Here is a 19853-nt window from a genome sequence, read left to right on the forward strand (position 1 = left end):
CTCCGTGAACCTTTAAGGTCCAGTGAAAACTGTTAAAATAGATCCAAAAAAATACCAGTTCATTGCTTTTTCGATGACGGCATAAGTGAAGTTGAAAGTAGCCGTGTTTTCGTATTTTACGCCTAGCATTTCAATCGTCGCCTCAAGGCCGTTCTCAAGGTAGATTTGCTCGATGTCGTTTCTGTGTTTTTTGAGTTTAAAAATATTGAGCGAAGGCAAAAACATAGATTCAAGTGAGTGAGAGCTAATCGTACTGTAGATACTAATGCCGCCCCAAAGAGAAGCCATCGCGATTTCACGATGCTCTTTCAAGAATTTTGGTAAATGTCTTTCTATCATGCCGGCTTTTTTCGGACCTGAGTTGTAATCATAAGCAGCTGTCACGATGCTTGTGACTTCAAGTGTATGTAAATGCTGAACGAACATTTCTCGCCCTGAATTTTGCGGCATATGCGTCAGAATATTATAGAAGCTTGTTGGCTTAGTGTAACTGCCACGGAAAATGAGGTTCGCGAGGCCTTGTGCAGCTGAATCTGAATTGCGGCCCTGGGCTTTAAGGACGCCGGAAACTGTTTTATAAATTTTATGGCGAAGAACGGGCGGCATTTGAGGAATCGAAATCGAAAGTGATTCCAGCTGCACGTCTAAATAAGCAATAGCTTGTTCTAAATTTTCGGGTCTAAAGCCATTTTCCACGCGAAGATCTTGACTCTTAATTGCGGCAACCGAGTTTTCATAGGCACGCTGATCGAAATTCTTAACTAGCTTCGACGGGAAAAATTTCTGTTTGAGATTTCGCACCATCTCGATAGGGCCGAGATCAGCCCCTGCGGTGGGTTGCAGGCTTTCCGCAAATAGTTCTGCGCATTGGGGGCCAGCAGCGAAGGCTGTTCCGCCCAAAAAAGAGAACGTCAGAATGAGTGCGAAAAAACTATTTCTCAACTGTGCCTCTCATCATTAAGACAGTTTCAAGCAGGATGATGCGCTCTTGGATCGCAAGTATGTTGGCTTCATTTTTGGCTTGGTTGACAAAAACCTTATCAATGTAGTTTTCAACCTCTTGATCCAGGCCATCCTTCTTCATTTTTAGAAGTATTTTAATGTCGTCTTTATTACGGTCGGATAACTTGTGAGCATTATCTGTGAAGTAATAAAATGCTCCACCAGCCGACGCGGCAATACCCGATACGAGAACGCCTAACCATCTTTTTTTACTTAAGCGCGCTTCAAGGGCATCTACTTTAATTCCGTAAGGAGTCATAAAACGTTTATTGAAGGCATGGTGCTGCAAATACTCTTCGACATTAGCAAGAAAAATTTTTCCTGCATCCCCGCCAGCCTTCTCAATCTCGAATCTGATGTTTGAACGAAGACCTGGGAGAATATTTCTGGCAGCATAGATGGATTCGGTATACTTTCCAGTCGCTTTTTCAAATTCATCAATGTGCTGAAGGTATTCCTTTTCAAGCTTCTGCATATTTCGTGCGGTTGTTGTATCGAAAGTCTTTTTTAAACTTTCAATAAACTCATTGTGATAAGCGTGAGCTTGGTCCATAGCCTCTTTGAAAAGAGCTCGGTCTTCTTTTCTCATCTCCTGATAGACGGCTTCGCTAAAGCCAATATTGTAAGTAACTGCGATAGGCGTGAAAGCCATGGCGGCTGCGATCGCTCCTCTGAGTAGACCGTCTCGTTTTTCTTGTGAATCTGTCAGCAATCCTTCATCGCCGGCTTCGACTAAAAAGTTGTCGACTTCGGTGGCATAATTTAAAAGCGGCTCTAGTCGAACCTTTTCCGCTTCGATTTCTCGTTGAATTTGTTCTGAAGACTTAGAGTCGAACGATCGAAAAAGATTCTCAGTTTTCGCCAAAGACTGCGTGCTCGAAATAGAGAGAGCCGTGCTAATCATGACAGACAGAAACTTTTTCGCATTCATAATTTTCTCCGGTAAGTCTTCACAAGAAATCCAGCACGCGACAAAGATGCCGCGTGCCGGTAATAATTATTTTTTTGCTTCTACAAGCGCAGCAGCAAGGTCACGTTGAAGGTCGTCGATTTTCGTTTTAAGTTCATCGCGTCTTTTCTTCGCTTCTGTTTCGCTTACAGTTGAACGGCGCTCAACAGCGTCATCCAGATAAGCTTTGTGGCCTACGTAAGCACTTGCACCGATGATAACTTTAGTAAGAGCTTTAGAAAGAGCTGGTTTGTCTTTCGCCATGACCGCGAAAGCCGCGTCTTTAGCACCCATAAGTGCAAAAGCCCACTCACTACCTTTAAGACCTGCGTTCGCAAAAGCAGCATACTCAGCGATTGATTGGGCGTCGCTAAGCTCTTTATTAGCTTGCTTCAATTGCTCTTGAGCTGTTCTCAACGCTACGATGATTTGTTGAGTTTTAAGGTCTTTTTGCTCTTCAGTCATTTGTTGAGCAGCTTGGATGCCAGAATCAGCAAATGCAGGGGCAGCAGCACCGGCAAGTAAAGCTGTCGCGATAACACCTGATACGATCGTTTTTTTCATGAATCTCTCCTTGTTTTGGTTTGAGTACGAGGTTTTTCAATGCGAGGGGTGTGCCAAATTGATAGGCTCAAATTAAAGTTGAAGCCATGGCATTTGCATCCGTTCGGAGTTGGGAGCACCCGATTTCAAAAAATGAATCGCACCCTTAAAATTCATCTGCGCTGTTTTGTGAGTGCGCAGACGCTACCAAATATTGTCAGATTTTTCCGTCTCAAAATGAAACATTTGATTTTTGCGAGTGGCACTGATGGAGTAGTTGTCTATATATAGAGGAAGTCATGAAGAAGATCTTAGTTATAAACGGAAGTCCTTCTGGTAAGAAGGGCAATTGCGCGCGCTTTATCTCATCTCTACCTAAGCTCAATGCAGCGAAGCTGTCAGTCGTGCATCTGGCAAACGAAAGCTACTCTTCTGCTTTCAAAAAAGAAATCGCGAAAGCGGATGGGTTTGTCTTCGTGACTGGAACGTACTGGGATTCTTGGGGAAGCCCTCTACAAAAACTTTTAGAAGACATGACGGACCTCGAAGGCACGGAAGCTATTATGGGAAAACCAGCTGCGGTTTTCGTATTGATGCACTCAGTGGGGGGTAAAGGTGTCCTCTCAAGATTGCAAGGCGTGCTTTCGACGTTCGGTTGTCTGATCCCGCCGATGAGTGGAATGGTGTATTCTCTCGTTTCTGATATTGCTCTTTCAAAAAAGAATTCTCATGCGGCGGACTTCTGGCAGAAAGAAGATGCGGAATTGATTTTGTTAAATCTTATCAAGGCCAGCGAAATCAAAATCGATTGGGCCGATTGGCCCGTCGATAAAAAAGATCCTCGTCGCCTTTGGCTTTAGAAGCTGCCGGAGGCGCCTTCGGCTTTGGCTTTCAGTTGGCTGCTGTTCGTGACTGTGTTCAGAGAATCCACGATTTGTTGGATGCTCATGCCCAGGACGTCGCTGCTGCCAGTATGAGTGAAGGTGCCATCGAAGCGGATCGAAATGCGGTCCGTAGTGCTAAAGCTTCCTGACGAATTAACCAATTGGATACTCTTGGTTGACGGACAGTCCTCATCAAGGTCGAACTCGACGCGGTCATAGGTTCCAATTGGCAGGTTGATGGATCCCAAATCCGTTCCGAGATTAGAAATTGTCACATCACCAAGATAGAAATCGACTTCGTCTTCAGCCGTAGTGTTGGCAAGTTTAAAGCGCAAACGTTTAAAGCAAAGTTTGAGGGAAGATACAGCTTCAGTACCGACATCACCTGTCTTAAGCGCGAGTGTTGACGTAAAGGAATCAAACTTCAGTGCAACTAATGGATTGCCGGTAGAGGTCCCGCTATCCTTAGCACAACCGAGAAACATGAGAGACGCAAGAGAGAGCAAGAAGATTCTCATGAAGTTATCCCTTCTTCTTTGTTAATGGAAAAGCCGCAAACGAAACTTGATAAACCCGGTCTCTTTGAGAGTCATTTTTCTCAATCTCACGGATTTTCGCCAATGCTTCATTTAAGACGTCACTAATTTTATCAAAAGCTTCATTTGATACCGCAAAAGTGTGCCCTAATAAGAGTCTCTCATTGCGCGGCACCTTTTCAATAGATTCAACAGCAAGCGCATACACCTGCTTATAAAACTCGCCTAAAGAAAGGCGATATATGCCGTCAAAGCAATCGATGATTTTATCCTTAACTTTGAATTTTCCTTTGGCTGTCTTTTCAATGAAGTTGTGTTCTAAAAGAAAACTCAATCCCTCGTTGATATCTTTAGGTGTGACGGCGAAACTCAGTCGATCTTGGATCCAATCAACGTCGTTTTTAAAATCTTCTAAAAGAATCATTTCACGTAAAGCGACGTAATGCCATTTCGTCAGATATTTATAAGCTTCAAGCTCTTTGGCATTTTCTTCGCCGTATTTGTGGAACTTCTGCATCTTCTTCACGAGTTCTAATTTGTCTTCGCGAGAATCAGAGTCGTTGAGTTCCATCATGTATTTGAGATAAGCGATTTCATCTGTTTTAAGTTTGAGGTGCTTTTTTAGTGATTCGAGCGCTTTGACTGTGAGGTTGCGCTTACCGCTGAGAACCATTGGTAGATAGCCGACAGCAAGTTCAGATTTTTCTGCGAGCTTGCGCATAGAAAGATCGGATTGAGTTTCTTGAAGAGAAGAAATCCAATCTTTCAGAAAAGTCCGATAGTCATGATAGCTATAGACATTTGGTTTGCTCATCTACTTATAGTATTCAACATTTTCTTGCGAATTAACATATGAAATAAAAGAAATGTGATCATCTCAAAATGAGATTTATACGTAGTTACAAATAGATATAAAGATTTTCGATTTAAAAATGAATTTAAGTGTCTTAAAAGGTGTGATCAAATTTTTGACCTTTGTCTAGTTACTGGGTAACGCCGCTTTAGCTTAAAGATCTCAAGAACTTATCGCCTGTCTGCGAATGAAACTGAATAGGACCTCAACAACTTCGCGGTTGGTAAGTAGTTGAAGTTACGCGTTTTGGACTTCGGCTTCTGGTTTGCATTGTTAAGCCTGTACATAGGAACTGTACAACATGAAACCGTTAAACTTCAACAAGACACTGGCTTACATCAAGATAGCAGGTGCTTTAACGGTCATCGGTGTGAGTTATCAAAATTGCTCACGCCCTCACTTTGAAGTCGATCAGCTTGCGAAAACAGACAAAGTGAGTAGTGAAACGGTATTTGGGAGAGATCCAGGAGAAGATCCGATTCGATTGGGTGAATCGGATGATCGAGATCCTGGAGTAGATCCGACAGCATGTAAAGAAAGCAGCTCTCTCAAAATAAAGTTCCAGTTCGAGTGTTCAAACATTCGCAGCGAAAAGTTCGGCAGCAACTTGATTTTGAGCAGCGCAGTGAAGATTGTCATCGTGAATAAGGCAACGGGGAACAAGATCTGTGAAATGAAGGGGGATTATCGTGCGGAGATTATAAATACCAAAGAACTTTCATTAGCACCATGTGGTCAACTTCCAGAAGGCATCTATAGCGCTTACATCCTTGATTCAGACTCGAATTCAACTAACTACGCGAGCTCATCATACACGAAGACCGACATCGCCTTTAGAGTTAACAGCAGTGGAGGCCTTTGCCTCACCAGAAACAAGCAAGTCGATATTCTTTATGATTTCAACGCGAGAGACAACAGATACTCAGAGTATGTGACTCTCTTCAACAGTGGCAGCAACTCTGAAACACAGACGAAATGCGACACGAATAAATCACCATCGATCATCAGCATGAACTCCCAATCTCGAGGTTTGTGCAGGGATCGGAAGAATATTTCTTCATCACGCTCTCAAATGCGAATGGTGAGGTGAGCAGAAATCAGTGGTGAAAACAGAAGATGGGGAACTGCATCTTCTTTTTGACTTGTGGTTTCGTTATATCAACATAACCAAATAATGGGAGGGATCAGAGTTGGGGTTTCAATCATAGATCTTAAATTATTTCCATTTTTTATTTTGACGGCCCCCTAAGACTTTTACCGTCAAAATGAAACTAAAAGGCCCCTCTTTTGAGGGGCCACTTATTTTACGTCATTGATTTCGTCAAATCGCGAACTTTTTTGGAAGCGTAGTTTTCAGAAACAAACTTCCAGTTGATTTGAGTCCAGAAAGTCTCCAAGAACTTTTGACGAAGATTTCTGTAGTCGATGTAGTAAGCGTGTTCCCAAACGTCTGCCGTCAAGATTGGCGTTGGTCCGTTGTTTGTAAATGGAACCGCTGCATTTGAAGTCGATACCAAGCTTAGTTTGCCAGAAGCATCTGTGCACAACCAGATCCAGCCAGAACCGAAAGTTTTAACACCACCATCAACGAATTTCGCTTTCAACTCATCCATTGAACCGAAATCGCGTTTGATTGCTGCTTCAAGGTCAGCAGATGGAGCGCCACCTTGACCAGCTGGAGACATACCAAACCAGAAAAATGTGTGATTCCAAGCTTGAGCTGCGTTGTTAAATACGCCACCAGAAGAAGTCAGAGTGATTTCTTCTAAAGTTTTGCCTTTCAAAGAAGAATCTGTTTCTGCGAACTTGTTCAAGTTGTCGATGTAAGCTTTATGATGTTTGTCGTAGTGGAATGTCATTTGTTCTTCGTTGAACAAAGGAGCAAGTCCGTTCTTCGCATACGGAAGTTGTGGCAATTTGAACATGAAAGGCCTCCTGTTTTCTGAATTATATGTTCGTGAAATGAAAATATAATGAAAACAGAAGGCGGTCTACGAATTAAGCGTTATCGCCTAGCATCTGACGCACAAACGTGGATCATGCAGCGGCGGCCCTGTGAGTTCTTCGTGACAATATTTAAGACCTTCGGCCAGAGAATTGGCGCGCTTAGTCTTGAAGTCTTTGGCTGGGTAAAAGCGTGTGAACTGCTTATTTATGTCTGATCTCAAAACAGTTGTGGATCTTTTTGTCGTGAAAATCCTGCGGGATGCTTTCTTCCGTAAGATCTCGCACTTTGTACGAAGACAAAACCTTCTCTGAGAGTTTAAATTTTCTTTTGTTATTCGAGAAATAAAGCACGCCTTCAGGGGCGAGCATTTTCATACAATTCTCGATGAGAAAATCTTGATCGCGTTCAACTTCAAATGTGTCCGACATTTTTTTCGAATTTGAAAATGTAGGTGGATCTAGGAAAATTACATCAAATACGGGATTCGCAGGCTGAGCAGCCAACCATTCAATGACATTTGCGTTGATAAATTTATGATGACCCAAATCGATACTGTTCAGTGCAAAATTATCTTGAGCCCAGCTCAAGTAAGTTTGCGACATATCAACGCTCGTGGTGTAAGCACCACCGAGAGCTGCGAAAACACTGACCGAACCCGTATAACAAAACAGATTTAAAAATCTTTTTCCGCGCACAGATTTATAGATTTTGTTGCGCATCGGGCGGTGGTCCAAGAAAAGCCCGGTATCGAGATAGTCCAAAAGATTGACTTTAAAAACAGCTTGGCTTTCGCGAACGACAAAGGTTTGATTTTGTTCTTCGATTTTTTCGTACTGTTTAAGACCTTCTTGGCGCTCTCTTCGTTTGAGGATGATTTTGCTGTCATCGGTTTTGAAAATCGCCTTGATCGCATCCATCACCAGCGGCAAATGGTTCTTGTCTTTATCTTTAAAGGCTTCGCTTTTGTCGTAAACAACATAGTGATCCTTATAAACGTCGACTATAAACGGAAACTCGGGAATATCACGATCATAAAGGCGGTAGGCCTCGATTTGCGCACGGTCAGCCCAGGGTTTCAGTTTTTTGAGATTTTTTTCGAGACGATTTTGGATCATGTGGCGGTTTTAGACAAAATTTGCGGGAAGGGGAACAAAAACCTGCTCCTCGAGCCAAAAAGATAGTAATTTCAGTCTGAATTTAAAGGAATCCCCAGTGTCAGACGAATTCAGAGCCTCTCAGATAGCTTCTTACTTGGTCCAACCGGAAATGGATGTGGCCTTCGTCGAACACCAAGGCAAAGTTTTCTTTTCCTACTATCCTAAACGGACACCTGCGCCGTCGTCAGCGGTTGTAAAACTCTTGCAGGGTCTTTTTGAGCAGTTCATCGATCATAGCTTCTTTATTCTGCGCAATCGGATCTTTACGACAGCCACCCTCACCGAAATGGACAAGGGTATGATCAAAGTTGTTGCCAAAAGAGCGACAGGCGATATGAGGCCTCAAGGTTCGTTCGGTGAATCTCTTGAGATGATTGAAATTGGGAAAGCAGAAATGTTCTATCAGCCCAAGGCCTTCTTGAATTCCAGCAATCAATGGCCATTAGAAAGGCTTGTGAGTTTTTTGCCATCGAAGGATGCAACAACGCCTAAGAGTCTTTTAAAAAGTGCCGCCAAGGTCGCCAGTGAAGTTCCTCGTGGTGAAATTTTACACGATTATGACCGAGGAATCGCAGCTTTGCTGATTTCTGCAGAAGGCACAGTTTTAGGTTATGGCGTAAACTCCAATTCTAAAAATAAAACCCTGCATGCTGAAGTGAATATGGTGCAAAGATATTTTCGCGAAACCGGAAAGAAAATTCCCATCGGTGCACAAATTTATTCGACTCACAAACCCTGCAAGATGTGCGCGGGGATGATTTATGATTGGTGTGAGCAACCCTTGTCAGTGCAAGTTTATTATGGAGTCGAGGAAAAGGGCCGGCTTTCAACGGCCACTATTTTAGATCAACACGGAATTAACAAACAGCTTCGCGAGGACTGAAGTAATAGCTAATAGTTTTGAGCAGAGTGTCTTTGCGAATAGGTTTAGATAAATGCAGATCACAACCCGCTTGCAAACTTTTCGCAACGTCTTCCGAGAAGGCATTAGCTGTACAAGCAATGATACGAGTTGCTCCACGGCCCTTGCTGCTCTCATACAGACGAATACGGCGTGTAGCTTCGTATCCATCCATTTCTGGCATTTGCACATCCATAAAGATCAAATCAAAGTCTTCTTCTTCGATCATTTTCAAGGCTTCTAGGCCGCTACTTGCATAACTGATGTTGTGAATCGTGTTTTGCAAATAAATTCCAAAAAGATTGCGATTGTCATCGACATCATCGACGACCAAAATGCGCAAACGTGTGCTGATTAAATTGTGTTTCAGATCCGTGAGCTGAAATTTGCCCTGCAATGGATTGTGCACAGTTGTGACTCGCTCTGTAGTCACCGGCATCGTCGTGGTAAAGTAAAATACGCTTCCCACGGCTGGTTCGCTTTCAAGCCAAATATCGCCGTTCATCAGATGAACCATTTTTTGAGTAATGGAAAGTCCCAAGCCCGTGCCGCCGTAACGACGAGTCGTTGTCGGATCGGCTTGAGTGAAAGGTCTAAAGATATCTTTGAATTTATGGCGAGGAATTCCAATACCTGTATCGGCAATACAGAATAGTAAGTTCCCCGGGCGGCTTGTGCGATTTTTTGAAATCGTTAACGAAACCGAACCTTGATGTGTGAACTTGATCGAGTTATTCAGCAAGTTGATTAAAATTTGCCGCAGGCGATCTGCATCGCCTAAGAAAAATTCCTCGACATCAGAATCAATGTTGAGTTGAAGATCTAAACCTTTTTCTTTCGCGCGGAAACCCAGAACTGCATTGAGATCGTCTAAAACTTTTTGCATTTCAAACGGCAGCGGCTTCATTTCGATTTCACCGGCTTCAACCTTTGAAAGATCTAAAATGTCGTTGATAATTGTCATGAGCTGATGATTGGCGCGCTGAAGGATCTCAACAAATGAAGCTTGCTGATGATCAAGAGGAGTTTCTGCCAAAGTATCAGTGATTCCGATAATAGAGTTTAAAGGTGTTCTGATTTCGTGACTCATGTTTGCGAGGAACACAGACTTTGCATATGTTGCGGCCTTCGCTTTACTTGCAACGGCTAAAAGCTCTTGGTTTTTCTTTTTCAAATTTTCTTCGAGCGTGCGTTTTTCGGTCACGTCGAGGGCCATTTTAATGACTTTCAAGACGTCGCCACGGGGACCGCGAAGAGGAGTGTAAGAACCTTGGACCCAAAGTATTTCGCCATTTTTTTTGACGCGTTTGAATTCACCTTGTTGTGGTTGTCCCAAAGCAAGGAGGCTCCACATTCTCTGATATTCGAATTCTTGATGATGATTTTCTGGCAACAGAACGGAATGATGTCTGCCTTTGAGCTCATCGAGTTCGTAACCCATCAACGCGAGAAAATTTTGATTTGCCCAGAGGATGTGTCCTCTAACATCAAATTCAACTACGGCGTTCGAATTTAACAAAGCATCGTAAACAGAATCATTCATTTCGACAGTGTCCTTGATTTCTTCATCTTAATAAAATTACAAAAACTTTTAGGAATTAAAGTTTTGTAATTGGTGTTCAGTAGCTCTAAACAAGCACTAGATTTGTTGTCGCATGACATTTTTTCATTTTAAATGCTGCGCGCCGTGAAGTCGAAGAGGCGGCCTCGATCAGCGGAATAGCTGATTTCAATGGGGCGACAACAGACCTCACAGTCTTCGATATAGAGGTGGCGACCTATTTCAGAAACGTCCATCACCATCGAAATTTTTTCGTGGCAATACGGGCAACGAAATTTCTTTTCGACTTGGGTTCGTTCGAAACTTTCAAAATTATTAAAATCAAAATCGGCTCTTTCTTCACGCATAATAAAATCCTTAGAAATTCATAAGAGAATTATCGCGCGAAAAAATAAGATCAAAAGGTCCTGTGGTGATTTACAAAGAATGAGTCTAGGAATAAAAAAAGCCTTGAAGAAATCTTCAAGGCTTTTTTAGTTTTTCTCGAGAGGAAATTATTATTTTGCTGGAGTCGCAAACATTGAAGTTGCGAAGAAACTTTTGCGGAATGTATTCCAGTTATTTGGTTTTACAGCAGCCACTCTCCAGAAGTAGTGGTGACCCGCCTCAAGACCTGCCACTTCAAAGTTATTTCCTTTTACATGATATTCATTCGCTACAAGCCATTTGAAGTTTGCATCAGTTGCAACTTGTACGTGGTACTCAACGCCCTCGATTGCTTTCCACTCAAGGTTTGCTTTGTCAGCTTTGATAGTCGCGAAATAAGCAGGAGAAACAAGCTCTGGTTTCGCGGGCACATCACGACGTGCAGGGTTTGCTTCTTTAGGTGGGAAGAGTGCGTTCATTTTAGCAGCTAGATCGCCGTGACCGCCGCCATGACCGCCACCGTGTGCAGCTTCTTCAGCTAGAGATTGAGTTGATAGAGCCAATGTCATTGCGAACGCCACGAGGGAGATCAAGATCTTCATAATTAAGTCCTTTTGTAATCAGTGCTTTGAAAGTAAAATAAAATGGGATTTTAGAAAACCTTCTTGCGAATTTTGCTGGAGGGTGTTAAAAAACCCGTCGGTTTTGCGGATGATCGCTCTTTTAAGGCTCTAAATATCTGATATTAGAGAGGAAAGTCCGGACTCCATATGGCAGCGCAAGGGGTAACGCCCCTCGGTAGTAATACTAGGAACAGTGGAACAGAGAGAATGTCCAGGGCATTGAGCCTGACACCGGGAACGGGAGGGTCAGGGGAGCCGCTGGAGTGAAAACAGCCAAACTCTGCGCGGAGCAAGATCAAATAGGAAAGCGAATAAGGACGGCCAGTCCGGTGCTTTCGGGTAAGATCGCTTGAGGGCGACAGTAATGTCGCTCCTAGAGGAATGATCATCTAAGAATATCGGGAAACTTATGGGACCTGGTGTTTTGGACAGAATCCGGCTTATAGCAAAACCGCGCTCCCAATTTCGTGTCTTTTAGCAGCCTTTCGGTCGAAGGCTCTGTTTTTTTCCGTCAAGCATAGTTGAAGTCGTCATATATCCCTAAACTTGAGGGACTATGAAGATTCTTATCGTCCTCCTCAGTTTTTTGTTTCTGACAGGATGTGCACCCAGTTTTTTAGGGGTGGCCCTGGAATCCATGACGGTTTCTAAAGCCGATGATTACTTCGATTTGAACAGTGAACAAAAAGACGCCCTTAAAAAAGATATAGAAAAAGATATGGCAGAAGTTCGCCAGCATGTTTTTCCGCAGATGGCAGAGTCTCTTCGCAAAATAGATAAACAAGCCAGCAAAAATGAAATGTCGGCAGAGCAAGTCGGACAAATCTATTCAGACATCGATCAATATTTAAAACAAATCAGTACGAAATTTGAACAAACGGCGGTGAAAACCGCCAGCACATTAGAAGACGATCAATTCCGTTATTTTGAAAAGAAAGTTGATAAAGAAGTCGAAGAGAGTGCGGAGGATACAGAAACTCCCGAGAAGGCTCTGAAACAATCGATGAAACGCTATACAAAGTCGATTGAATTTTGGTTTGGAGATCTGACCAGCGCACAGGAAGAAGAGCTACGAAAATTTCTGAAAGATCATCCCTATCCTTGGGATTTACAAAATAAAAACAAGAAATTCGTTCTAGCGAAGTTTATGGAAGCGCGAAAAAGTCGCGACACCTTAAAGAAATTCGTCTCAGACTACTGCCGGGACTATGATTCAGCAAGATTGCCTGAATTCAAGGTGGCTCTCGATGAGCATCAGCTGGCTTTTCAAAAGTTCTTTGCTCAGTCACTTTGGCCCAAGATGGATAAAGAACAGAAATCTGAATTGAAAGAACATCTGCTCACTCGTGCGCAGGATCTGGACAAGTTGGCCCGTCGTTAGTCTTTTTTCATTTTATCAAACGAAATGAATTTTTTGATCGTCGCTTTTTCTGGGCGTTTGAGATCAATGCCGCTGGCGATTTCAACACCATCCATTGTCATTGTCAGGCGTTCAACACCGATACCCGTGAAGTCACCGACCATATTGACAAGTAAGCGCTGAATTCCATTTGTTGCGTTTAAGCCAACATCAACAAAGGGAATCCATTTCAAAATATGTAGGAAGTCTTTGCGAATAAAGTTGATATCAACAAGAGCAGCTGTCAATGGTTTGACTTCCAAGCGTGGACCCGACGCCAGATTACCAATGACCGTGCCGAGAGAAGTGGGATCTAAATAGTAACCACGTAACATGTAAACTGTGACGTGCGTTTTCTTTGGATCCATACTGTCATAGTGGGCGCAAACGTAAATCATATTGCGTTCGCGGCTCAGGGCGATTCCAAGTACTGGAATGGGTATTAAAGAATAGAAGTCGTCTTCTGCAGGACGGTAGAAACCTTCCAGAGTACCTTTTGCAACCTGCGAAGTTTCTTCGCCGGAATTGGATTCAGCGTATTCAATCTGAAGAGGAGTGACAGGCAGTGATTCGGGAACGGATTGTTTTCTCGCGGCGAAAGCCTTCACCATGTTCGTGCCCTTTTCATTGAGCTCTTTCGGGTGAAACTTGCAACCGTATTCAAGGGCTTGTGCTTGCAACCCAACAACAGTGAGAAGGATGAAAATCAGCGATTTCATGGAGTCTCCTCTGTTGGAATTTCCGGCATGTCTTCAGGAGCGATACCGCCATCAACATGGCCTTGCACGTTAAACGGGCGAGACAGTTTTAAGAAATTCATATTGGTTTTAAAATCGATAGTCCACTGACCTTGCTCATCCGGCGATTCCACTTCACTTTGGATGCTGATAACACCTTTATAGTTAGCTTTGCCGTTCTCTTTATAAAGCGGAGTGAGTTCTAAATCGATTTGTTTCGCCATTTGCATTTCACTCAGTAGTTGATTTTCTACCGCAATGAAATCAACAAGCTTGGTCCCGCTTGGGAACGTTAAGCGAATATGACCAAGTAGATTTTGCTTATAACTTAAAGGTTTCTGCTTTGTTGTATCAAGGCGGGGTAATCCCGGTCTTGATGGGCGACGGTTGTTTTCCAATGCCAACGTCAGAACTTCGGTCACCATTTTACCAAGACCTTCTTCGCTTGGGCGCCAGTCGACGCGAACGGGAAGAGTTTCACCGCGCAAAGATTTCACCCAAATATAAGTGACGCCGACGTCGCCTTTTTTAGAAAGACCTTCTTTGAAATTCATGAAGAGGCATTCGCCCATGCCTTTTGCGGACATGGATTTTTCAGGGTCTAAGCTTTGATAAGAGCAGACTTCGAATTCAAGTCCTGACTTTTGCAACGACTCTTCAAGTCCTTTGAAGATGAAACCCAATAGGCGATAACTCCAAGATGCTTTCTCAGGAGGAGTTGGTTTTGCCGGAACAGCCGAAGTGCCGTCAGCAAAAGCCATTTGAGTCAGAAAAAGTGCGGCAAGCGCCAGGCGAAGAACCTTCATTAAGGAAGAACCGCACCTGAAGTTGCGTTGACGAAACCAAAGTTAAATTTTCTTTCGTCCTTAGGTCCGAATGTTCCTTCAAGGTAACATTTAGCCGGCTTGAATTCGAACGTGTTCGTCACGAAGCTAAATTCTTTTCTGTCGGCTTTGCAAGTTCCTGAGACTTTATATTGTCCTGGTTTTTCTGAGTTTTCAGTAAGCTTGACGTCGATACCATGAAAGCGAGCTTCAAATAATTCTGCATTTAATGCCTGATCGCCATTGAGAACGCTTGCACTTACGAGAATAGGTTTGTCAGTCCATTTTTTCGTCGCTTTATCGAAAGCAGAATACGAACGTACTGTCGTGACAAGGTCAGCACCCTTCTTTTGAGTCAGAATACGAACGTAGAGGGCTTTTGCCTTCACGGCTACGGCGATATTAAATCCTTCTTTACGGCCTTTAGAATCAACTTCCTGCTCAAGGATCGGAAGAATAAGATCGCTTTTGTCAGAGAGTTGCAACATGCAATCACCCTTGAGAAGATCGATATTTGTTTTCTCGCCATCAATAGATCCTTCGATTTCCCATCCGCAGCCGAAACTTTTCAATGTCAGGAGAGTGTTTAACAGAGCTTGCGAGATTGCGGAGTTCTCTTTGGTTTCTTTAGCTTCCTTTTTAGCAACAGCTTCTGCTGCCGCAGCGGATTTCGCGGGGGCTGCGTGAGACAAAGCACCCGTTACTAGGATTGAGGCTACCAAAACCGATTTAAGCGTTTGAGTTGCGCGCATAAAAGTTCTCCATTGGAAAATAAAATGAATCCTATGATTTCTGTGCGAATCGCATACCAAGAAGAGCGGGAATCTATTGATGTACAAGGGTTCTAAGGGTGTCTAAAAGTGAGACAGCTGCCGTTTTTCGACGGAAAAAATCCTCTGCAAATTCGCGCATGTAAATCGGGACACTTTTTTTACTGAAAAAATTAGTAGGGTCTTTTTGGCACTCGACCGCTTATAAACAACATATACGTTTTAAATTTTTTGGACTCAGATCCAAAGTCCAGTTCGCTGTCAGGCCACATGGATTTGTATTCACTCCAAAATAAATTCGCTAGCGTGTGGAAATACTGAACGTGAATGCTAAGGAGGGCTCATGTTTAATCGTCGTTTCGTGGTGTCGGGATTGGTTTGCCTTTCCCTCATTCAAAGCTCGTGTGTGAGCAGTGACAAGAAACCTGCAACAACTCGTGCGGTGGCGTCGGAATCGCCAATCACTTTTACGAATCCACAATCTGGAAAAACTTTCTGGCAAGAGTTTCAGGAAGTTGACGATTTTAAAATCACAAATCCAAAAACGCTTCCTTTGTTGAAACCAAAGCTCGCAAAATTTGGTACATGGGTGCGCGCAAATCCTGTGGCGACATTCACAACTCTTCTGCAAGAAGCTCCAGTGTTGAACGTGGAGAGTCTTCCAATTAAAGATGCTCCTTACAAATTCGAGGGAACAACTGTTGTTACTCGCTATAAAGATGTAACAGAAGTTTTGGATAATCCAAAAATCTTTACAGTTCGCAACTACTCAAAACGCATGGTTGATTCAGTCGGGCCATTCATGTTGGCGTTTGATGGTTCTCGTTACACAACCCAAGAAAAACCTTGGATGAGACAAATGATGCCACACTCGGATCACCCGAAAATCCGTCAAATGGTTCGTTCTCTTGTTCAAGAGGCCATCAAAAATGAATCTTATATCGGAGTCGACCTTGAAGGCCGTACTTACGGTCGTTTGGAAGTTGTAAACTCGATCGCTCGACGCGTTCCGATTCAACTTTCAGGTGCTTACTTTGGTTTCCCTGGTCCAAGCATGGATAAAATGTATGAGTGGTCACGCGCAACTCAAGACGATTTCTTCCATAACGTAAAAAATGAACCGGCTGTTGCTGCGGCTGCCATCAAAGCTGGTAAAGAAATGCATGTCTATTTGAAAGATCTGATTGCACAAAGACAGCAAGCAATCGCAGCTGGTACGGACACTTCTGATGACATTATGTCTCGTTTGATCCGCAGCAAAGTAAATGATTTTGTGGCTCCGACTTCGCCAGAAGACGATCGTTTGCGCACAAATATCATTGGTACATTGGTTGGTGGTGTTGAAACAACACAAGCCGCTATCGTTCAATCTATCGATCAAATGATGAAACGCCCCGAGATCTTTGAGCAAGCTCGTCAAGCGGCTTTGGCGGGTGACGTGGATACGGTGGCGAAATACGTGTGGGAAGCTCTTCGTTTCCACCCAGTGAATCCGTTCGTAGTTCGTTACGCTGAACAAGATTACACTTTGAAGTCTGGCGCCACGATCAAAAAAGGTTCACACGTTCTCGTGGCGACACAAGCAGCGATGCTTGATGCTTCCGAGCCTGGTTTTGAAAACCCTCTTGAGTTCCGTTTAGATCGTCCACAAAATAAAATGTTCCACTTGGGTTACGGTCATCACCGTTGCTTGGGTGACTATGTGGCTGAAATCGAAGTTCCAGAAATCGTAATGGCGATTTTGAAACTTCCAGGTTTGAGAAGGGCTTCTGGATATGCGGGTGAAGTTGATTTCCGCAAACGCATGTCTGGCAAAATCTTCTCTGCAGATGACACGAGCGTTTCGTTCCCAGAGAGTTTCTCTCTCGTTTACGATGCTGCCCCTGCAGATCGTAAAGCGATTGAAGTTGCGAACAGCCGCTATTCTTACGAAGACTATATCATGGACTTCGACCGTGAGGAGTATCGTAAATGTTTGGCTGGTTTGTCCATCAATGACAAACCAGGAACTCCTTTCCGCACAACGAAGGCTATTATCGGTAATATCAAGGTTCACAAGATCAATGCACAAAGCAACGAAAACCGCGATCTTTTGTTCTGCCGTATGAATAAGCCATTCCGTGCTTGTATGTTGGATGCTGCTAAGAAAGGTAAGTTCGGTTTACTTGAAAGTGGCGACAAACACACGGCTGCATACAAAAAGTGTATGACGGACTTCCCGGTTTCTATCAACGAAGACGCTTTCTATAGAAACGTGATGTTGGGTCAGCCTTTGGATGTTTCGCAATTGAACTTGCGTCAGGCCCAAAGAACGACAAACGCTGATTGGCAGTTTGAAGATGTGTTGAAATTCTATGACCGCTTCACTTACCGTGAGTGCTTCATGAACCCTGCGGGTTTAAGCTCATTTCCAAAATCGCGCGATATGATGATGTATGCACGCTTCAACATCGGTTTCAGAATGTGCTTGGGTAAACCAGCATTGAAACACAAATACACGGGCGGCCTTTTGGGTGAAGACCGTGAAACAATGTACGAAAAATGTAAAGACGGTGTTTACAATGAAAAGACTTTCAAAAAAGAAGATGGTCTTTCTCGCGAGGAAAAATACTACTACGAAACATTGGTATTGGGCCGCAAAGTAAAATTCAGTGATATCAAATAATTTAAGAGGGTGAATTCATGAAAATGAAATTGGCTTTGTTATCTGGTATCGTCTTGGCTGGTGCAGTTTCTTGCACCAGCGCGAAACGCGAAAGCGATGTACGCGGTCCTTCTTCGCAAGGACCTGTGTATGAGAGACCGGAAGGTCTTCGCGGTGCAGACCTTGCTGACTTTGAGCATTTGGCAGAGGGCGCTGACGTCTATCCTTATGATTGGATCAAGGCTCTAAATTCAATTGGATTCAAGGATAAAAACGGAAATCCAACTCAGCCGTTCTTAAAAGATTTAGATGTGCGCTTTGGTGCTTTACCAAGCTCTAATCTTAAAAATGCCGAAGGCAAAACTTATTTGATTCCTTGGGTGGGATTAACGGCCGCTTGGAGTAATCATCCTCCACAATCTTCAGATGCATTCGTGGAAGACGAAGGTACAATCGTTCGTGATATCCAAGGCGTAAAATCGATCCGAATGGTGGGAACAAACTGTGCGTTCTGTCACTCGGGTGCGCTTGATTATAAGGGTAAGACTTATAAAATCGACGGATCGCCAAGTATGTTGAATGTTCGTGGGTTCTTCCAGGACTTGGCGAAATCAACGGCTTCGATTTTGGCCAGCGAAGAGCAAATGGTTTTATTCCTGAAACGTCTTAATGTTCCTGAGCCTGAAAAACGTGCCAAGGAATTGAATGATTATTTCTACGCTCGTTTGGCAGATGATACTTACGGTTTGTTCAATGCAGGAAATCTAAGTGCGAAAATCACTTTAGCAAAGGCGAAGTACTTCAAGGACACAAAACGTTTTTTCCGAGGTCAAAAAGCAATCGCCGACACCTTGGAAAAACTCGTGCGTGTGACTTACGGACTTAAGGAAACTGATAACATTGGTGACTTGAAACTTCGTATGAAGTATCTCGGGAACTTGATGGTTGGTACAGATCCGAAACTAGGTGAAACGACATCTGGTTATAACAGAACTGATGCTTTCGGCCGTATCGGAAATCTTGTTCTGCGTGGAGATGATCCAATTGATTACACAGCTCCGGTGTCATTACCGTGGGTGTGGGGTCTTAAGTACATGGCGATGCTTCACTATAACGCCAACTCAAACTCGGTGATCTTACGCAACGTAGGTCAATCGTTAGGATTGGGCGCAATTATCACGAATAAAAACGGTGACTCGACAGTGAATATCCACAACTTGGATAGAATTGAGCACTTGGTTCATAAAATCCAAGTTCCCGATTGGAACACGATATTCGCAGGTGTGACAGAGTTGCAAATCAATCAAGAGTTGGCACAACGTGGGCAAAAAGTTTACGAACGAAACTGCCAAGGTTGTCACGAGTCGAATCATTTCGTCGGACCAAATCGTCAATTGCGTGAATACCACGTTATTCGTCTGGAAAAGATTGGCACGGATCCTAATGCGGCAGTGAATGCGACAAAAGCAGTTGGCCATGTAGCATTTGAAGATTCGATCTTCCAAGGTGTTGGCGGTTTGAAAGCCCGCTACTATCAAAAATATGATATTCGCGAGCAACAACAGGCTGAAATGGAGTTCCGTAATATTCGTGGATATGAATTCTTCCGCGACACTTTAAATGGTTTTGATCGTCAAAATAGTTTTCAAAACAACTATGGCGACGTTGAAAAAGGTGCTGGATATAAAGCTCGCCATCTTTCAGGTGCGTGGGGTACAGCGCCGTTCCTACATAACGGATCTGTTCCTAATATGTGGGAACTTTTGCAGCCACATGAGAAGCGTTCGAAGATATTTGAAGTTCGCAGTCGTGAATTTGATCCAAAAGTATTGGGATACAAGTTCGAACGCGAGAAGACTTTGTTAGGTGGACCGAAGCCTTGTAAAAAAGGTGAAGATCATTGCTTTGATACGTCGGCACCTGGCAACTCTAACAAGGGTCACTATTACGGAACATCTTTGGCCGATTCCGATAAGTGGGCTTTGATCGAATACCTCAAAGTCTTGCCACCTGAGCCTGAATACTCTTGGTAAAAAGTATCTGGAGCCTTCACGTGAAGGCTCTTTTTTAATCGGACAAAGGTCCAAAAAAGTGTCGGCCTACAAATGTCATTTATTTATAAAGTTAAAGCAGATTTAAAATTTTAAGTAGTGGAG

The 19853-nt window shown here is 43.4% G+C and carries 19 protein-coding genes and 1 other RNA gene; 7 read left to right on the forward strand and 13 right to left on the reverse strand.

The window, feature by feature from the left end:
* Positions 1-12: 12 nt before the first annotated feature.
* The 3 genes from ACLWOR_RS08415 to ACLWOR_RS08425 form a co-directional block, all read right to left on the reverse strand.
* On the reverse strand, positions 13-942 hold the full coding sequence (locus ACLWOR_RS08415) for a hypothetical protein (RefSeq protein ID WP_413940253.1): 930 nt from the start codon (positions 940-942) through the stop codon (positions 13-15).
* Entirely contained in the window at positions 932-1933 is a 1002-nt protein-coding gene (locus ACLWOR_RS08420; protein ID WP_413940254.1) for a hypothetical protein, read from the reverse strand. The genes ACLWOR_RS08415 and ACLWOR_RS08420 overlap by 11 nt, the downstream gene beginning before the upstream one ends.
* Positions 1934-1999: 66 nt before the next feature.
* Positions 2000-2515 carry a hypothetical protein gene (locus ACLWOR_RS08425; protein WP_413940255.1) on the reverse strand — a complete coding sequence of 172 codons (516 nt, stop codon included), beginning with the start codon at positions 2513-2515 and terminating at the stop codon, positions 2000-2002.
* Positions 2516-2793: 278 nt separating this feature from the next.
* Here ACLWOR_RS08425 and ACLWOR_RS08430 point away from each other — a divergent pair, with 278 nt between their 5' ends.
* Complete coding sequence (locus ACLWOR_RS08430) at positions 2794-3354, forward strand: flavodoxin family protein (protein ID WP_413940256.1); 561 nt, start codon at positions 2794-2796, stop codon at positions 3352-3354.
* On the opposite strand, the gene ACLWOR_RS08435 is transcribed toward ACLWOR_RS08430, so the two are convergent.
* Together ACLWOR_RS08435 and ACLWOR_RS08440 are read right to left on the reverse strand one after the other, a co-directional pair.
* A complete protein-coding gene (locus ACLWOR_RS08435) occupies positions 3351-3896 on the reverse strand; it encodes a hypothetical protein (protein ID WP_413940257.1) in 546 nt (181 codons plus the stop codon). The genes ACLWOR_RS08430 and ACLWOR_RS08435 overlap by 4 nt on opposite strands.
* Before the next feature lie 4 nt (positions 3897-3900).
* A complete protein-coding gene (locus tag ACLWOR_RS08440; RefSeq protein ID WP_413940258.1) occupies positions 3901-4728 on the reverse strand; it encodes a TIGR02147 family protein in 828 nt (275 codons plus the stop codon).
* 340 nt (positions 4729-5068) lie between these two features.
* Between ACLWOR_RS08440 and ACLWOR_RS08445 the strand changes: the two genes are divergently transcribed.
* Positions 5069-5857 carry a hypothetical protein gene (locus ACLWOR_RS08445; RefSeq protein ID WP_413940259.1) on the forward strand — a complete coding sequence of 263 codons (789 nt, stop codon included), beginning with the start codon at positions 5069-5071 and terminating at the stop codon, positions 5855-5857.
* 214 nt (positions 5858-6071) lie between these two features.
* On the opposite strand, the gene ACLWOR_RS08450 is transcribed toward ACLWOR_RS08445, so the two are convergent.
* Positions 6072-6692, reverse strand: coding sequence for a superoxide dismutase (locus ACLWOR_RS08450; RefSeq protein WP_413940260.1), 621 nt, complete (start codon positions 6690-6692; stop codon positions 6072-6074).
* A 223-nt stretch (positions 6693-6915) separates the two neighbouring features.
* A complete protein-coding gene (locus ACLWOR_RS08455; RefSeq protein ID WP_413940261.1) occupies positions 6916-7830 on the reverse strand; it encodes a class I SAM-dependent methyltransferase in 915 nt (304 codons plus the stop codon).
* A gap of 97 nt (positions 7831-7927) precedes the next feature.
* On the opposite strand from ACLWOR_RS08455, the gene ACLWOR_RS08460 reads away from it, so the two are divergent.
* Positions 7928-8755: a Bd3614 family nucleic acid deaminase gene (locus ACLWOR_RS08460; protein ID WP_413940262.1), complete on the forward strand. Its 828-nt coding sequence runs from the start codon at positions 7928-7930 to the stop codon at positions 8753-8755.
* On the opposite strand, the gene ACLWOR_RS08465 is transcribed toward ACLWOR_RS08460, so the two are convergent.
* The 3 genes from ACLWOR_RS08465 to ACLWOR_RS08475 form a co-directional block, all read right to left on the reverse strand.
* Positions 8730-10316: an ATP-binding protein gene (locus ACLWOR_RS08465; RefSeq protein ID WP_413940263.1), complete on the reverse strand. Its 1587-nt coding sequence runs from the start codon at positions 10314-10316 to the stop codon at positions 8730-8732. The two genes, ACLWOR_RS08460 and ACLWOR_RS08465, sit on opposite strands and share 26 nt — an antisense overlap.
* Before the next feature lie 128 nt (positions 10317-10444).
* A complete protein-coding gene (locus ACLWOR_RS08470) occupies positions 10445-10681 on the reverse strand; it encodes a CPXCG motif-containing cysteine-rich protein (protein WP_413940264.1) in 237 nt (78 codons plus the stop codon).
* A 150-nt stretch (positions 10682-10831) separates the two neighbouring features.
* The gene (locus ACLWOR_RS08475; RefSeq protein ID WP_413940265.1) at positions 10832-11302 is read right to left on the reverse strand and encodes a fibronectin type III domain-containing protein; all 471 of its coding nucleotides are present in this window, start codon (positions 11300-11302) and stop codon (positions 10832-10834) included.
* A gap of 97 nt (positions 11303-11399) precedes the next feature.
* Between ACLWOR_RS08475 and rnpB the strand changes: the two genes are divergently transcribed.
* Together rnpB and ACLWOR_RS08485 are read left to right on the forward strand one after the other, a co-directional pair.
* Positions 11400-11782, forward strand: an RNA gene (rnpB, locus tag ACLWOR_RS08480) — RNase P RNA component class A.
* 97 nt (positions 11783-11879) lie between these two features.
* Entirely contained in the window at positions 11880-12704 is an 825-nt protein-coding gene (locus ACLWOR_RS08485) for a DUF6279 family lipoprotein (RefSeq protein ID WP_413940266.1), read from the forward strand.
* Here the strand turns inward: ACLWOR_RS08485 and ACLWOR_RS08490 are convergent.
* The 3 genes from ACLWOR_RS08490 to ACLWOR_RS08500 are packed head-to-tail and all read right to left on the reverse strand — an operon-like array spanning position 12701 to position 15035.
* Positions 12701-13441, reverse strand: coding sequence for a hypothetical protein (locus tag ACLWOR_RS08490; RefSeq protein WP_413940267.1), 741 nt, complete (start codon positions 13439-13441; stop codon positions 12701-12703). The genes ACLWOR_RS08485 and ACLWOR_RS08490 overlap by 4 nt on opposite strands.
* Entirely contained in the window at positions 13438-14265 is an 828-nt protein-coding gene (locus tag ACLWOR_RS08495; protein WP_413940268.1) for a hypothetical protein, read from the reverse strand. Before ACLWOR_RS08495 ends, ACLWOR_RS08490 begins: the two co-directional genes overlap by 4 nt.
* Positions 14265-15035, reverse strand: coding sequence for a hypothetical protein (locus tag ACLWOR_RS08500; RefSeq protein ID WP_413940269.1), 771 nt, complete (start codon positions 15033-15035; stop codon positions 14265-14267). Before ACLWOR_RS08500 ends, ACLWOR_RS08495 begins: the two co-directional genes overlap by 1 nt.
* A gap of 361 nt (positions 15036-15396) precedes the next feature.
* Between ACLWOR_RS08500 and ACLWOR_RS08505 the strand changes: the two genes are divergently transcribed.
* Both ACLWOR_RS08505 and ACLWOR_RS08510 read left to right on the forward strand, forming a co-directional pair.
* Positions 15397-17718, forward strand: a complete 2322-nt coding sequence (locus tag ACLWOR_RS08505; RefSeq protein WP_413940270.1) for a cytochrome P450 — start codon at positions 15397-15399, stop codon at positions 17716-17718.
* Between the two features lie 17 nt (positions 17719-17735).
* Positions 17736-19730, forward strand: coding sequence for a di-heme-cytochrome C peroxidase (locus tag ACLWOR_RS08510; RefSeq protein WP_413940271.1), 1995 nt, complete (start codon positions 17736-17738; stop codon positions 19728-19730).
* The last annotated feature ends 123 nt before the right edge of the window (positions 19731-19853 follow it).

This window comes from Bdellovibrio sp. HCB2-146, from assembly GCF_047345725.1.
In the GTDB taxonomy this organism is placed as follows: Bacteria; Bdellovibrionota; Bdellovibrionia; order Bdellovibrionales; family Bdellovibrionaceae; genus Bdellovibrio.

Bases quoted from the DNA above. Each gene is read 5' to 3' on its own strand.
- ACLWOR_RS08420 (WP_413940254.1), bottom strand. From the start codon at position 1,933: ATGAATGCGAAAAAGTTTCTGTCTGTCATGATTAGCACGGCTCTCTCT.
- ACLWOR_RS08425 (WP_413940255.1), bottom strand. From the start codon at position 2,515: ATGAAAAAAACGATCGTATCAGGTGTTATCGCGACAGCTTTACTTGCC.
- ACLWOR_RS08430 (WP_413940256.1), top strand. From the start codon at position 2,794: ATGAAGAAGATCTTAGTTATAAACGGAAGTCCTTCTGGTAAGAAGGGC.
- ACLWOR_RS08435 (WP_413940257.1), bottom strand. From the start codon at position 3,896: ATGAGAATCTTCTTGCTCTCTCTTGCGTCTCTCATGTTTCTCGGTTGT.
- ACLWOR_RS08440 (WP_413940258.1), bottom strand. From the start codon at position 4,728: ATGAGCAAACCAAATGTCTATAGCTATCATGACTATCGGACTTTTCTG.
- ACLWOR_RS08445 (WP_413940259.1), top strand. From the start codon at position 5,069: ATGAAACCGTTAAACTTCAACAAGACACTGGCTTACATCAAGATAGCA.
- ACLWOR_RS08450 (WP_413940260.1), bottom strand. From the start codon at position 6,692: ATGTTCAAATTGCCACAACTTCCGTATGCGAAGAACGGACTTGCTCCT.
- ACLWOR_RS08455 (WP_413940261.1), bottom strand. From the start codon at position 7,830: ATGATCCAAAATCGTCTCGAAAAAAATCTCAAAAAACTGAAACCCTGG.
- ACLWOR_RS08465 (WP_413940263.1), bottom strand. From the start codon at position 10,316: ATGAATGATTCTGTTTACGATGCTTTGTTAAATTCGAACGCCGTAGTT.
- ACLWOR_RS08470 (WP_413940264.1), bottom strand. From the start codon at position 10,681: ATGCGTGAAGAAAGAGCCGATTTTGATTTTAATAATTTTGAAAGTTTC.
- ACLWOR_RS08475 (WP_413940265.1), bottom strand. From the start codon at position 11,302: ATGAAGATCTTGATCTCCCTCGTGGCGTTCGCAATGACATTGGCTCTA.
- ACLWOR_RS08485 (WP_413940266.1), top strand. From the start codon at position 11,880: ATGAAGATTCTTATCGTCCTCCTCAGTTTTTTGTTTCTGACAGGATGT.
- ACLWOR_RS08490 (WP_413940267.1), bottom strand. From the start codon at position 13,441: ATGAAATCGCTGATTTTCATCCTTCTCACTGTTGTTGGGTTGCAAGCA.
- ACLWOR_RS08495 (WP_413940268.1), bottom strand. From the start codon at position 14,265: ATGAAGGTTCTTCGCCTGGCGCTTGCCGCACTTTTTCTGACTCAAATG.
- ACLWOR_RS08500 (WP_413940269.1), bottom strand. From the start codon at position 15,035: ATGCGCGCAACTCAAACGCTTAAATCGGTTTTGGTAGCCTCAATCCTA.
- ACLWOR_RS08505 (WP_413940270.1), top strand. From the start codon at position 15,397: ATGTTTAATCGTCGTTTCGTGGTGTCGGGATTGGTTTGCCTTTCCCTC.
- ACLWOR_RS08510 (WP_413940271.1), top strand. From the start codon at position 17,736: ATGAAAATGAAATTGGCTTTGTTATCTGGTATCGTCTTGGCTGGTGCA.